The sequence below is a fragment of the Alcaligenes nematophilus genome, from assembly GCF_026344155.1.
GTDB classification, from domain to species: domain Bacteria; phylum Pseudomonadota; class Gammaproteobacteria; order Burkholderiales; family Burkholderiaceae_B; genus Alcaligenes; species Alcaligenes phenolicus.
Window position 1 is genome coordinate 320,815 of the sequence record NZ_JAPKMZ010000001.1, and the last position, 13,712, is coordinate 334,526.

A 13,712-nucleotide genomic window follows, 5' to 3' on the forward strand; every position below is an offset into this window, starting at 1 on the left:
CTCACAGCGGCCCGCCTACACCAATAGCGATTTTTGCTCATGGCTGCTGCCCCACAGAAAGGCCGTCCGGCATATCCAGCCAACCCAGACGCTCCACTTCTGTCTGGCCAAGTTGCCCTGCCGGTCTGTTGCCGTACAAAACTTGTACAGGCTGTTTGGGCCTTGCACCCGGCCCCAGACCCAGAATGTCAGCCAGCTCACCCCGCACGGCAGCCTGATGGGGTGTATGGTCATCCGGATTGCGCAGCAAAGCACTGATGCGACCATGTTGCCTGGCTGCCAGCAACTTCAAGGCATCGTCCGGGCCTACATCCAGGGTCAAGGTGTTGTAGACGTCCTGATCCAATCTGGCCGTGGTCGAGCCTTCACCCGATCTTTGTCCGGTCGCCAGAACCAGAACAGACTGCAGCAAGGGGGCCGTTACCCGCCGCTGCCGATCATCAAAACTGACATAGATATCGATCAGATCTCCTGGCCGGATCAACCCCGACACCGAACTGATCGCATCCACCGGCACAGTCAGGGCACGCCTGCCAGAGAGCAATTGCTGTGAAAATGGACTGCTGACCTCCTGCACATGCGCCTTGCTGATCAAATCCCCTGCCCGCAAAGGCTGGCTGAGCACTTGCCCCAGCAGACTCTCAAACTGCGCCACATCCCAACTGTCACTAGGCACCAGTTCGGCAGGAAAGGCGCGGGCGGCCAAATGCTCCGCCTGCAACACCGTCCCCGCTGTCAGACTGGAGGCGGCTACCACCCTATCCAATTGCACACGATGCGCCGCTTGCCGCAGAGCCTCTTCCTGCCGGTCCAAGTAACGGCTGCTGGTCCCGGCTGCCATCAAACCAGCCACCAAGGCCAGCAGGCCAAACCCTGCGCTGGGATGACGGCATAGCCACAAGAATTTCGCCCGAATCATGAGGCCTCCTTTCCACAGGCACGGCAGATCAAGAGCAAGTAGCGCTGCTGCTCATGCTCCAACTCCATGACATCCAGCTCGGCCGGGCCTTTGCGCCAATAACGCTCGCCCGCCTCGCCTCCCCAGTCCTTGCGACGCAAATCGGCTTGCCACCCAGGCTCGGCCTTCAACAGCCAACTTTGCACTTGCCCTGGATGTTCGTGTTGCCACAGGACGGCACCAGCAACGGGTGGCGCTGACCAGACCGATGAGGGGGAAACAGGCTGACTGTGTTCGGAAACACTTAACAAACCCGACAAGGTCGAGACCTGTATATCCTCCAACCACAAAACGCAATTCCTGCCATCTTTGGCACGCAGAAATACCCATTGCCCTTCCAATCTGATTGCGCCGTAATGAGCTCCACAGAATGGCTCCAAACGAGAAGCCAAGGTCTGCGCATCCAGGTCTGTGCTCAGTCCCCAGCTATACACAGGTCCAACATCGGTCTGTGCCATTTGCCCTTGATCCCACTGAACTTGGGAATCCTGCAAAGGTAGGAGCAAAGGCTGCGTTTTGGCCGGCACAGGGCTGAACATCAAGAAAAACAGCAAGAGCAAGGCAAGCAGCTGTCTCATGGCCGCTCCTTGGATCCATGATCCGGCACGTAATCCTGCCACCGGCTCAGCCAATCCAAATCGGCTCGTGTCCGCCCCCAGGCCGCGTCCATAGGCCCTGCCTGCCGTATCGTTTCTCTGGCAGCGGGCCGGCTTGAAGCCATGGCCTCACCCCAAGCAGTCGTACTGTTTTCCAAACGCTGACGAGTTTGTTGTGTACTGTTAGCCTGCCCCGCAGCCGCCCACAGCCGGGATTGGCGCTGCAACTGTGTTTTGATGGACAGAGTTGCCAGCCAACGCGGCCACGGAATGGAAACACGCGACTGTGCCGTCCAGAATCCACTGCGCAAGCTCAAAAGCTCCCATTGCAAGGGCTGGGTTGTCGCTATCGGCGACTCCGAAAAACGGGTCGGTACTGCTTCTTGAACGGGGCTGCTCGCTGCTGGAACTGGCTTGCCATGGGCATCGTGCGTGAACAGGCTCAAGTGTGTACTCTGCTGCATTTGCTGCAAGCGATACTGCTGCTGCATCAGCCAACGTCCCGCCATCACCATCAGGCCCAACACCACACCCAGCAAACAGGCCTCGACAAGTGCGATCCCTTTTTGTCGCGTGTTCATAATTGGCGGCCTCCTGCATCCATCAGCCGTGCCTGCCAAAAGGGCAAAAACAGGCTGGGCTTGGCATCCACACCAGAATCTGCCCTATCCGGTGGCAGGGAGAAAAATGATTGCGCCGCCGCCCGTGTATGAACGGTTTGTCCCAAATGGCCTTGGGCCTGTAATGTCAGCACCAGATCGGGGCCTGCGCTCTTTTCAGAATCAGCCAAGGCATACCCGTCTACCCATGACCTTTGACTCCAGGGTCTGGCATCTCGCCGCGCCCAGGATTGCGCCACTGTATTGCCTTGAGCCGATAGCAAAGAGCTATTGCCCTGCTTCAGCGCCCACTTCCAGAAGCTCTGCCCTGAAAAGTCGTCTGGCGCATCAATTCCGGACGCATGAGTTGGCGTTTGCAAGGCCCACGCCATGGCATACTCACGGAAATAACAGCCTATCCAACGGTTGGAGCGAACCATATGCATGGACTGCGTATCGTTGGAATGCCAGCGGCCCGAACGGTCAAACTCGGTACGACCAGCACGACGCAAACGATGCTGCCACAAAGGGCAACGCCGATCGACACCGGGATAAGAGCGAGCCTCGTAATCCCGTGGGGCCAGAAACCCGTATAAAGACACCAGATGCGCCAAGCCCGACTGCCATTGGGCTTGTCCGGACTGTAGCAACAGAAACTGCGGCCAGTCGTCCTGCTCAAACTGCCAGCGAATGGCTTGAGCCGGCCAATCCGGCAAACTGCCATCCAAGGTCGCCTGAATAATGGTTTGTCGCCGTTGCGGTAACCCCTCTACCAATTGCTCTTGGGCCTGCGCCAGCACGTCATGAATCAAACGCTGATGGGCCTGGAAAGCCTGTTCTAAGGCCTGCTGGTTGTCTCCAGCAGAGCGCGCCTGGGTATACGCCAGCCCATGTGCGGGACCAAACATCATGGCGACCAAGTGCGCAGGCGGATTCGCCCTACGCGCTTGCCCGGACTGCGTTTGCGCTGCCCTGTCCCATGTTGCCAAGGTCAATAAATGACCCAAAGCCAGTTGATGCCCCAACTGCGCCCGATTGATATAAGCCAGCAGGTTCAAGGTACGTGCCTGCTCGGTGGCCGCACCATAGGCAGCCGCATCCAGCACCAGGGACAAACGCCCTTGCTGCTCGGCAATCTGGTTCACATGAAAGTAGCCGCCCCACGCGACAGACAGAAGTGCCAGCGCGATCAGGCCCCAGGCTAATGCCGCCCCCTCTTGTGGTTGGTTGGGCGGCCTCATTGCGCATTGCCTGTAAAGGATTTCAGGCTCTTGGCACTGCCTTGAGCCGCAGCAGCAGAAGCGGCAGATTGCGCTTGCTGAGTCTGCTCGGAGCCATCCTCCCCCGCCAGTTCCTTGGCCATGGCCGCGGTCTGATTGCGAATCACCTGACCAAAGGACTGGTACACCGCAATGGCCGCCACCGCGACCAAAGCCACAATAATTAAATACTCGACCATGCCCTGGCCGCGCTGCCGCCTGATGAACTGTCTCATTGGAATCTCCCAAAAGTCAGTTCACAGTCTGCCCCTTGGCAGCGGGCCAGAATATTCGCAAAAGCCGAGCTGGATGGGCTTGTCCGGCTGCCGGCTCTGTTGCCTTACATTCGATATTGCACGGTCAGATAAACAGTGCGTGGGGTGCCATAGTAATTATGGTCATAACTGATCGACTGGAAATAATGGCGGTCAAACAAGTTATTGATATTGACGGCAGCACTGAGCTGATCGCTAAACTGATAGGCGACGCGGGCATCCGCAACGGCATAGCCACCTTGCTTGCGTCCGTAGTAGCCGAAGCTGGAAGAAGCACTTTGCAGATTCAATCCCGCGCCCATGCTCCATTTATGCCATTGCCCTGGCAAACGGTAATTGGCCCAGACTCGTGCCATATGACGTGGCACACCCGTATTGGCGGAAATATCGTAACCCACAGACGGGACATCATTGCCCCGGTTACGCGTCTGGGTGTAGGTATACGAGGCAGCCACCTGCAAGCCACGCAAGATTTCACCGTTGATTTCCGCCTCAAAACCCTGACTACGAACCTGCGCAGAGGGCCGGTAGCACGTACCGCCGCAATTCAAGTTGGCCACGCTCTCAGGCACCGTACCATCCTCGAAAGCCACGCCCTTTTGATCAGTGCGGAAAACCGCCAACAAGGTATTGACGCGTCCATCCATCAACTCGCCTTTCAAGCCCAACTCGTAATTACGACCTGTGACAGGACTCAGAAAAGCACCGGAGCGGTCGCGCTGGCTTTGTGGCCGAAAAATATCGGCGTAACTGGCATAGACGGACCATTGATTATCCAGATCCACCACCAACCCCATAAAGGGGGTGAACTTGCTGTTTTCCTTGGCATTGGTTTCGGATTTCCCCCAAACACCGTCAGACAGGTAGGTCTGCTCATACCAGGAGAGACGGCCACCTACTAACACGGAAAAGGGCTCGGCGAGCTGATAGCGTGCCGTGGCATACACGCCTTTCTTGTCCGAACGATAGCCGTCATCCATACGATTGGCAGCAATAATATCTTCACTGGCCAATTCGGGAGCGGTGACACGCTGCTGGTACGACGCATTCAGGTTCTCTACATTTCGCATCCAGCCCCACAAGTCATGGCTGCGCAAACGAGAAAAATTAGCGCCCAGGGTGACATCCAGCTGCCGGTCAAACAAACGAGTACGTCCGTTCAAATAGGCATCGCCACCCCATTGGCGCGACACCATATCAAAGGCGTAGGCGTCTCCCCGAAAGGTATTAGGAGGGCCCAAACGCCCTGTCCGGAGCAGATACTTCACATCGTTGGACTCACGCACACGCACTAAGCTGGCCTTGAATTTCCAGTCCTCGTTAAAGCGATGCGCAAAATCTGCAAACCAGGTGTCCTGAGTCTTGGACGTATGGTTCCAGGGTGCGCTCAAGTTCGTATGCCGCGGGTAGTCTGGCATAGAGCCATCACCATAATTGGGCAAAGCCGACCAATCGATGACACCATAGGGTTTCTCGCGGCTATAACCCAAACCTACTGTGGTGGCCGGCCCCAGATCAAAGTCGAGAGCCCCGTAAAACGTGCGATCCACCGAACCCACATAATCGCGGAAGGAGTCTTGCTTGTCATAATTCAACACCACCCGTCCGCGGACAGTGGCCGAGTCGTTCAGTGCGCCGGACAAATCCGCCTGAGCACCGTAGCGGTCCCACGATCCAGTTGTGCCAGTAAATACAAACTGTCGCTCGTTGGTGGGACGTTTACGCACCATATTCACCGACCCTGAAGGATCCCCCGCGCCTTCAAATAGACCTTGCGGACCACGCATGATTTCAACGCGATCATAAATCGAAGTATCTGAATTAAAGGCAGAGCCACGCGCATACAACTGGCGCTCCAAAGGCACACCGTCAAACTGATAGCTCTGGATAAAGAAGCCACGCGAATAGAACTGACCACCGGGATCATTGGCCACCATAGTGACACCCGGCGCCTTGTTCAAGGCATCCCGAATATCGGTCACACCCTGATCATCCAGCTGCTGACGGGTGATGACCGAGACGGCCTGGGGAATCTCCCGCAAGGACTGCTCACCCTTGCTGATACTGACTCTGGGGGTGACATAGGATCCACTCCCTTCCGTCGCCAGGCTCGTATTGGCCATAACCGTGATCGGAGCCAATTGCGTAGTGTCATCACGGCTTGCTAGGGTTAAAGAAACCGTTCGCCCTTTCCAGCTGGCTTGCACGCCCGTCCCCCTCAACAAGCTTTGCATAGCCTGCTGCGGCGTCATGCGCCCCCTGACTGGCGCTGCCTGAAAGCCACTGACGGTATCGGGCAAATAATAGATTTGAATGTCTGCCTGCTGCCCCAACTCAAGTAAAGCCCGGTTCAGGGATTGAGCCGGAATAGAGATTGACAGCGCAGGCGCGTCCTGCGCAATCGCCTGCCCCAAGGGACTGAACGACAAGGCCAGTGCCAATACGCTGAGCCCTACACCCTGCACCGGGCGTAAGGCAAAAAGAGGCCATCGTTTATTTGTGTTCTGTGGATACACCGTAGTACTCGTTATAAGGAAAGCGACGCACAAAGCGACAAGCCCTTTGGCCAAAGGCAATCAGGGACGCAAAACTGTCCCTTCCCTCATAAGAGTCAATCAGGAGCAAACTCCGTAACGATTCTCGTTCCTAAATTGAAAGCAATTGTATCCTTCAAGGAATATGTGGTCTAACGAGCCGCAATACCCAACCGGCCATCGGGTCCTTGGACAATCACCACGGGTGCCAATAAGGGCAGGACGCCCAGAAAAGCCTGGGGATCATTCACATCGAAAACACCGGTCACTCGCAGCCCGCGCAAGGATGGGCTATGCAGCACAATGCCTGGCTCCTTGTAGCGATTGAGCTCGGCTACGATGTGCTCCAGTGGCTCAGCATCGAAAATGGCTCGACCCTGACGCCAGGCCAAAGCCTGCACCATATTTCGTGACTGCACGGAGGCCTGTTGACCGCTGCCCAGACGCACACCCTGCTCCCCTACGAGGTTGTAATTGGTGCTGTTCCACCAGGGTCCGCTCTCTACACGAACCGAACCGGAATCAACCGCCACATCAACCGTGTCCGTCTCGCGTCGCACATTAAAACGAGTGCCCGTCACCCGTATCACGGCCTGGCCGGCATCGACATTAAAAGGCCGATCTGGCTCGGAGCGCACCTGGAAAAAAGCCTCCCCTTTTTCCAACACGACGCGGCGCTCGGACTGATAAAAGGACACGTGCACCACGCTATCGGTATTCAGACTGATCAGCGATCCGTCCGGCAAGGTCTGCTCAAGCCGTTCGCCCTTGCGGCTGACATAGCACTGAGTATATTGCTCACTTTCCAGCCAACGCTGCGGCCCCAGAATAGCGACACCCGCTATCGCCGCACAGGCACTTCCCAACCCTGCGATAAACGCTCTACGTCCCCATTGCGGTGCCCGAGGGCGAGTGTTTTGTGCCAAGCGTGCCTTGAAAGCGGCATCCGGTGTTGCCTGCGCAATCGACCACATGGCTTCCATGTCCTGATAAGCCTGCGCATGACGCGGGTCCTGTTCACGCCATTGCTTGAGCAGCGTCTGATCCCCCTCCTGCATCAGGCCACCTCGCTCGCGCGCAAACCAGAACGCGGCAGCGTCGTGTGGATCATCAGGAATGGGAAGTGAATGGGATAAGCTCATAGTCGCTACGATAGCTCGCCGGTTAATCCCTGTACCAATACGGGTGAAGACAGAAAAGTGCTCATGGCGTGCATCGTTATATTAAGAGGAAAACTGCTGCAACTTAAGCTGCAAATGACGCATGCTGCGGGTCAGGTACTTTTCTACCGAACTGACAGACAAACCCAGATGACTGGCGATTTCAGGCACGGTCCAGCCTTCCAGCCTGTGGCAGGAAAAAACCTGCTGACAGACGGGTGGCAGCTCATCCAGGGCCGCCAGCAAGGCTTCCGACAACTGCCCGCAATAGGCTGCCTCCTCGGCGCCCGACACCACGGGATGATCCTGTTCGCTCAGATCCTGCAAGGGAATCGTTAAAGCAGGCTGCTCCCGCTTTTGTCGCTGTATCAGACTGTTGGCCGCACTGCGATGCAAATAGGCTCTGGGATTGCTGATTCGGGCTACGTCTTGCTCCAGCATTCCGGCAATAGCATCGTGGGCCACATCTTCCCCATCACAGCTGTTTGATGAACGTCGCGTCCACGTCTTAACCAGCTCGTGGTAATGCACGAGCCAAGTTTTACGTGAGGACGAAAAACGCGACATAGAACGGCATGGGGTAAATAGATCAAGGGGACATAATAATAACAACGATTCTCATTATTGTTATTGTGTTTTGATCCGAACAGGAAAAAGCCTGAAACAAAAGGATCATCTCCTGAGATCTTTGTCTCCTTTATCAGGCAAACGAACAAAAAAAAACCGCCAACTGATCTGCCCCCAAAGCTTGGATGGTTGTCCAATATTTGGGGTGCAGTTCAAATGGCGGGCGTTCTTGAAACAAGCTTAACGAGGCGCTAACCGGGCCACGCCTTCCCTTGCTGTTCTGCTCTCTTCCTTGATGGACACGTAGATATTTCCCGAAGCTGCATCCAGGGTCAGACTATTAGGGTGCGGCGCCAAAGGCACCGTCGCCAAAAGCGTGTAGTCCTCTGCATCCAGCACGCTGACCGTGCCGCTATCCCGGTTGGAAACATAAACACGGTCCCGGCCTTCATCCAGCATCGGTGCAATGGGAGCCTTGCCCGTCGGTACGCTGGCCAACAGGGCACCGTTTCTGGCATCAATCGCCACCATCCTATGTCCGGTTCCGCGCTTTTCATACTCCGTCAGCCCGGCTTTCTCCTTGCGCAAGGTATCCATACGCTCCGAGCCCAGATCACTTGCCAGCAGACGATGGCGTTTGTGGTCATAAGCCAGGTTCAGCAATTGATCCGCCTTGACCTCCCATTGGGTTTTGATGGTCAAGGTCTTTGTATCAATGCCAAATACCTGTCCCTGCAAGTTGGACACATAGAGCCTATTGCCCTCCTTATCCAGAGCAATGCCCGCTGCGCCTGCTCCCAGGCCAGAGACAACCCGATCCAGTTTCAAATTGGCCGTATCGACGACATACAGCACACTGCCTTGGGCACTCAGACCCGGAGCATAGAGGCGTTGCCGCTTCTGATCCACGACCAGCTCGCGCAGCAGATGCGGATAGATCGCTTTATCACCGTCATAACGAATGGGCTTGGCTAATTGCACGACGCCAAGAACGCGATTTTGTGTTGTATCAACAACCGTCACCGAGGCCGTCAGCGCATTCCCCACATACAGACGGTTGGCGGCATCATCCAGTGCAACTCCGAACCCACCCCGCTCCAGCGGAATTTCTACGGTCACCGACAAATCAGCTGGATTCAGACGCAAGATTCTGGAAGGTTCACTGACAGGATCCGCGCCCCCGGCTGATGCCACAAAAACCGCCTGCTGACGCGCCGAATAAGCGAGTTCATACAAGCGCGGCGCAATCATTTTGCGTGTCACCTGTATCGTTTCCTGCGCTTTTTGCTCCTGGGTCGCGGGACTTACCGCTGCCCGCTTGTCCGCACCCAATTGTGCGCAAGCAGCCGTCACGCTGACGCAGGCCAGCAATCCATATCGCTGCCATTTATTCATAGTCCACCTCGTGCTTGGTAATAAGTGAAATTCGTCTGGATTAGAAATCCATGCTGGCGGACAACATGAATGTTCGAGGAGCGCCCTGCCAGAGCTTGCCGCTACCGCCAGCCGACCAATAGGCTTTGTTGGCGATATTCAGTACATCGGCACGCAAGGTCAGTGCATGACCGCTGATGGAAGTTTGATAACGCAAGCCAGCATCAAAGATAGTTCTACCCGCCGCACGCATCGAGTTATCGCTGCTGTAATACTGTCCCTGGATCGCCTGCATATTTCCTGTCGCCGTCAGACCTGTCACACCAGGCACATCCCACTCCACGCCCAACTTGCCTTGCCACTTGGGTCTGGCCATGACGAACCGCCCTTGATTGACACCACCGGCTGTCTTGCTCAACTCGGCATCCAGATAGGCAATGCCCCCCATCAGACGCAAGCCCTCTACGGGCTCTCCAAAGAAGTTCAGTTCCAGGCCACGATTACGCTGCTCACCATCGAAGGAGAAGATATTGCTTGTGGGGTCGATATAGCTGTTGGGCAGGCGGATTTGATAGGCACTCAATGTCGCGGCAAAATCACCCAGATCCACCTTCACACCCACTTCATGTTGTCTGGTTTTATGCGGTGCGAAAATTTCACCGGCGTTATTGGTGCCCACTGGAGCAATCGCCCCCTCGCGCAAGCCTTCGATGTAGTTTCCGTAGACGGAAACCTCATCGCTGAGCTTGACCAGCAAGGCCGCCGATGGAGAGGTGGCCGACTCCTTGTAGCGCGCCGTACTGACACCACTGACAGGGTGGAAAGACTCGCTCAGGACGTTCTGATGCCGGATTCCCAGTGTCAACATGATGCTATCGTCCGCAAAGGACAGGGTGTCAGCGATGCCTACGCTGCTCAGGCGAGACAAGGCGGTTTTGGGCACGTCCGATTTGCCGATGACTGTTGCGGGAGCTGGCCCCCAAGTAGGAGCATAGATGTTCGTGTACCAGTCCGTGGGCAATAGTCCGACAACCGTTTTGGAACGCACTTCTTGCTCATAGTATGAAGCGCTCAGGGCCAGTTCATGCCGCACGCTGCCCGTGCTCAGGCGGGCCATGATGCCTACATCACCTGCCTTGCGGTCCAGCACTTGGCGCTGCTGTCCAAAATTGTTTCGATAGCGGCCCTGCGGATCGGTGACCGCAAACACCACCCCGAGCAAGCCGTCATAATCCGTGCTGCCTTGGCCGTAGTTACCGTAAACCGTCACGTCCTTGCTCAGATCAGCTTCGCCACGCAGCACAAACGCGGTGTCCTCGGCACGGGAATATGTCCAGTCTGGTGCCAAAGCCTGCCCTGGCTTGGGTACATCGGGCGTATCCAATCCGCGACCCACCGTAATGCCACGCGTGACACCTTTCACATTGTCTTTACTAACGTAAAAGTCAGCCGCCAGCCGTACGGTATCCGTACGCCAATCCAGCCCCAATGCAGCCAGGGTTGCCCGTTTCGACTGCTTATCGGTAGCCGTACTTCCGTCCTGATACAAGCCGTTGAAACGAATACCAAACTGCTGCTTGTCACCAAAGCGGCGCCCTACATCGACATGGCTACCATATTGGCCATCGGAGACGAACATGCCGGTCAAACGCGCCAACGGCGTTTCAGTCGCACGTTTGGGGACCAGGTTCACACTCCCGCCCACTGAACCGCCGGGCGGCATGCCATTGAGCATGGCAGACGGGCCTTTCAGTACCTCAACCCGTTCCACTAACTCCAAAGGGACACGGTTATAAGGCAGTAAACCGTACAAGCCACCAAAGGCAATATCGCCCGAACCCACGTCAAAACCGCGAATCACAAAAGCTTCGCGCACAGTGCCACGCATGCCCAGGTCGTACACCGCAGCGTCAGTAGAGCCGATTACCCGCGCCAAATCCTGCGCCTGCCGTACCGCTTCTTCCGTATAGCTGATGGTGCTGAACGGCGTCTCCATGAAATCCTTGTAGCCCAACAACCCCACCCGACTGCCCGTGGCCACCTTGCCGCCTGCATACACCGGCGTCAAATCCCCACGATACAAACCGGTGACAATCACAGGACTGAGCTGCGTGACGCCACCCGCCTGGATATCGACAGAGGACGACATGGTCGTTTCAGGCAAGGGACGCAGCACATAGCGGCCGCCGCTTGTAGCGACCGCTTCATAAGTCGTGTCGGCAAGCAAACGAGCGAAGCCGTCCTGAACACTGTACTGCCCTTGCAGGGGGCGGCTTTGCAAGCCCGCCAATTGCTGCGGCTCAAACACCAGCTGTACACCAGAAAGCGCGGCAAACTCGGCCAGAGCGTCACTGAGCTTGCCCGCCGGCAGAGCGTAAGTTCGTTTGGCGCTGGTATCCATTACGTCAGCAGCCAGGGCAGGAGAGCTGGCCATCAAGGAGGTTGCCGTCAACGCGCAAAGCGTGGAACTGAGAAACAGAGCGAGAACATCTGCTCTAAGCCGGAACACAGTGCGATGGGGGTGTGAAGTCTGCGCGTCAGCCGTTTTGCGGGCCAGTCTGGACAGACATGCGTGAGAAACCATGCTAGGAACCTTTCGTCAATGGAGGTGAAAACCTGCGACGTCATGCGTCATGAGAGGTACACCGAACGAGACGAAAAAAGTGCTCACTTTATGGGAGAATTTTTTCAAACCTTGAGCAAACGCACGGAGTTGCGCCTCTTTAAAGCTGCGGAACCAGCTCCACCCAATATGATGAGTAAGTCACGATGCGCAATGGCAAAGACTCCGCCAGGCTGGCCAAGGCGGCATCAGTATCCTTCAAGGACAAGGCCCCCGATACGCGCAACTGCGATAAGGTCGGATCACAACGCAGCACACCCGAGCGATACCGCCCCAGCTCGGCCAGAACATCCTCCAGCCGCATGTCTTTGGCCAACAGGATGCCCTGCTCCCAAAACACATCCGCGTCTTGCAGTGGACGAGGCGTGCTGACGCCCCTGATATCAAAGTCTGCCTGCTCACCCGCTTGTACGCGACGAGACGGCCCCGCCAAAGGCCGAACCTCGACGGCATGCTCCAGCACCGCCACGCGGAACGTATCACCATCCAGTTGGCGCACACTGAAACGTGTCCCCAAGGCACGCACCAGTCCGGCGGAGGTATCGACCAGAAAAGGTCTGGGAACGGCAAAAGAGTCCGGCTGGGTCGTAATCAGAATCTCGCCAGCCAGCAAATGGAGTCGGCGCTCGGTCTGGCTTTGTGCAATATTCACGGCGCTGCGCGTATTGAGCACCAGCTGGGAACCATCAGGCAGAACCAGAGGTTTACGCTCCCCCGTTCCTGTGGCCACATCAGCGGTCCAGCGACGCCAGGGAGCCTGACTGACGGCCAGCATCCCCAAGGGCGCAGCAAACAGCAACGTCCCCAGCATGCGCAAGGTGTGACGACGTTTGTGGCGACGATCCAGCTTCTCCACCACCTCTTTGCCTATCTCCGCTGGCAACTGATCGAAAACATGAAATACAGCCTGTGTTCGCGTCCAGGCCTCTTCATGAGCCGGGCTTTTTCTGCGCCATTGTTCGAAAGCCTGACGCTCGCTGTCTGAAGGCGTGTCGTACTGAAAGGTCATGGCCCAGTTGGCCGCCTCTTTCAGCAGATCGTGCTGGATGGTGCCCGTGGATGAAGACATGCTAGCCCTATGCAACCGCCGCGCAGGCAACCAGCGCTTTCTGGATGTAGCGACGCACCGTAATCAAGGGCATCTTCATATGCTCGGCAATCTGAGCCAGCGTCATGCCATGCAGTTGCGCCAGCAAAAACACCTCCCGAGTGCGCGGCGTCAAGCTGGCCAGCATGGCGTCTATCCGCATCAAGGCCTCGATGATGATCAGTCGGGTTTCCGGGGATGGCATATGCACAGCGGGAAGATGGGCAATGGCTTCCAGATAAGCCTCTTCCACCGACTTTCTGCGCCAGTGATCGACCAGCAAGCCTTTCGCGACATGCGTCAGCAAGGCACGCGGTTCACTGCCAAGACCTGGGGAAAATGTGCGTGCTGTCAGAATGCGCACAAAGGTGTCCTGCGCAATATCAGCGGCATCATTGCTATTGCCCAGCTTACGGCGCAGCCAGCCCTGCAGCCAGCCATGATGAAGGCAATAGAGCGTTTCAACCGTCATCACGGATAGCTTGTCAGACATGGGTGTATTCATTGAAAGCCTGGAGTCAGGCAGGGAGACAAATAAGAATAAGTCTCAATTATCAATAAATTACTTCTGACAGGCAAGATATACCGTCATCTACACACGCCTGACCGTCAGACGGCAGACATGCAAATGACGACGCACCCCCGCCTTGCATCAGAAGACCCAATGAATAAACCCGTCT

At 56.5% G+C, this 13,712-nt stretch carries 12 protein-coding genes; all 12 read right to left on the reverse strand.

Annotated elements, in window-relative coordinates; genetic code table 11:
- Window positions 1-37: 37 nt before the first annotated feature.
- The 12 genes from cpaB to OSH04_RS01555 all read right to left on the reverse strand — a co-directional run bounded on the left by cpaB (window position 38) and on the right by OSH04_RS01555 (window position 13,525).
- Entirely contained in the window at window positions 38-919 is an 882-nt protein-coding gene (gene cpaB, locus OSH04_RS01500; protein ID WP_137430281.1) for a Flp pilus assembly protein CpaB, read from the reverse strand.
- Entirely contained in the window at window positions 916-1,536 is a 621-nt protein-coding gene (locus OSH04_RS01505) for a hypothetical protein (RefSeq protein WP_266107809.1), read from the reverse strand. Before OSH04_RS01505 ends, cpaB begins: the two co-directional genes overlap by 4 nt.
- Complete coding sequence (locus tag OSH04_RS01510) at window positions 1,533-2,135, reverse strand: hypothetical protein (protein ID WP_035272829.1); 603 nt, start codon at window positions 2,133-2,135, stop codon at window positions 1,533-1,535. Before OSH04_RS01510 ends, OSH04_RS01505 begins: the two co-directional genes overlap by 4 nt.
- Window positions 2,132-3,394 (reverse strand): hypothetical protein, encoded by a 1,263-nt coding sequence (locus OSH04_RS01515; RefSeq protein WP_266107810.1) that lies wholly within the window; start codon window positions 3,392-3,394, stop codon window positions 2,132-2,134. The genes OSH04_RS01510 and OSH04_RS01515 overlap by 4 nt, the downstream gene beginning before the upstream one ends.
- Window positions 3,391-3,648 (reverse strand): hypothetical protein, encoded by a 258-nt coding sequence (locus OSH04_RS01520; RefSeq protein WP_009462197.1) that lies wholly within the window; start codon window positions 3,646-3,648, stop codon window positions 3,391-3,393. Before OSH04_RS01520 ends, OSH04_RS01515 begins: the two co-directional genes overlap by 4 nt.
- Window positions 3,649-3,752: 104 nt before the next feature.
- On the reverse strand, window positions 3,753-6,116 hold the full coding sequence (locus OSH04_RS01525) for a TonB-dependent siderophore receptor (RefSeq protein WP_226348324.1): 2,364 nt from the start codon (window positions 6,114-6,116) through the stop codon (window positions 3,753-3,755).
- 257 nt (window positions 6,117-6,373) lie between these two features.
- Window positions 6,374-7,363: a FecR family protein gene (locus tag OSH04_RS01530; protein WP_266107811.1), complete on the reverse strand. Its 990-nt coding sequence runs from the start codon at window positions 7,361-7,363 to the stop codon at window positions 6,374-6,376.
- Between the two features lie 81 nt (window positions 7,364-7,444).
- The gene (locus OSH04_RS01535) at window positions 7,445-7,948 is read right to left on the reverse strand and encodes a sigma-70 family RNA polymerase sigma factor (protein WP_035272834.1); all 504 of its coding nucleotides are present in this window, start codon (window positions 7,946-7,948) and stop codon (window positions 7,445-7,447) included.
- 240 nt (window positions 7,949-8,188) lie between these two features.
- Window positions 8,189-9,343 (reverse strand): YncE family protein, encoded by a 1,155-nt coding sequence (locus OSH04_RS01540; RefSeq protein WP_266107812.1) that lies wholly within the window; start codon window positions 9,341-9,343, stop codon window positions 8,189-8,191.
- 40 nt (window positions 9,344-9,383) lie between these two features.
- The gene (locus tag OSH04_RS01545; RefSeq protein WP_266107813.1) at window positions 9,384-11,756 is read right to left on the reverse strand and encodes a TonB-dependent receptor; all 2,373 of its coding nucleotides are present in this window, start codon (window positions 11,754-11,756) and stop codon (window positions 9,384-9,386) included.
- 289 nt (window positions 11,757-12,045) lie between these two features.
- The gene (locus OSH04_RS01550) at window positions 12,046-13,014 is read right to left on the reverse strand and encodes a FecR domain-containing protein (RefSeq protein WP_266107814.1); all 969 of its coding nucleotides are present in this window, start codon (window positions 13,012-13,014) and stop codon (window positions 12,046-12,048) included.
- A 7-nt stretch (window positions 13,015-13,021) separates the two neighbouring features.
- Window positions 13,022-13,525 (reverse strand): sigma-70 family RNA polymerase sigma factor, encoded by a 504-nt coding sequence (locus tag OSH04_RS01555; protein ID WP_035272837.1) that lies wholly within the window; start codon window positions 13,523-13,525, stop codon window positions 13,022-13,024.
- Between the last annotated feature and the right edge of the window lie 187 nt (window positions 13,526-13,712).

Bases quoted from the DNA above. Each gene is read 5' to 3' on its own strand.
- cpaB (WP_137430281.1), bottom strand. From the start codon at position 919: ATGATTCGGGCGAAATTCTTGTGGCTATGCCGTCATCCCAGCGCAGGG.
- OSH04_RS01505 (WP_266107809.1), bottom strand. From the start codon at position 1,536: ATGAGACAGCTGCTTGCCTTGCTCTTGCTGTTTTTCTTGATGTTCAGC.
- OSH04_RS01510 (WP_035272829.1), bottom strand. From the start codon at position 2,135: ATGAACACGCGACAAAAAGGGATCGCACTTGTCGAGGCCTGTTTGCTG.
- OSH04_RS01515 (WP_266107810.1), bottom strand. From the start codon at position 3,394: ATGAGGCCGCCCAACCAACCACAAGAGGGGGCGGCATTAGCCTGGGGC.
- OSH04_RS01520 (WP_009462197.1), bottom strand. From the start codon at position 3,648: ATGAGACAGTTCATCAGGCGGCAGCGCGGCCAGGGCATGGTCGAGTAT.
- OSH04_RS01530 (WP_266107811.1), bottom strand. From the start codon at position 7,363: ATGAGCTTATCCCATTCACTTCCCATTCCTGATGATCCACACGACGCT.
- OSH04_RS01535 (WP_035272834.1), bottom strand. From the start codon at position 7,948: ATGTCGCGTTTTTCGTCCTCACGTAAAACTTGGCTCGTGCATTACCAC.
- OSH04_RS01540 (WP_266107812.1), bottom strand. From the start codon at position 9,343: ATGAATAAATGGCAGCGATATGGATTGCTGGCCTGCGTCAGCGTGACG.
- OSH04_RS01545 (WP_266107813.1), bottom strand. From the start codon at position 11,756: ATGGCCAGCTCTCCTGCCCTGGCTGCTGACGTAATGGATACCAGCGCC.
- OSH04_RS01550 (WP_266107814.1), bottom strand. From the start codon at position 13,014: ATGTCTTCATCCACGGGCACCATCCAGCACGATCTGCTGAAAGAGGCG.
- OSH04_RS01555 (WP_035272837.1), bottom strand. From the start codon at position 13,525: ATGTCTGACAAGCTATCCGTGATGACGGTTGAAACGCTCTATTGCCTT.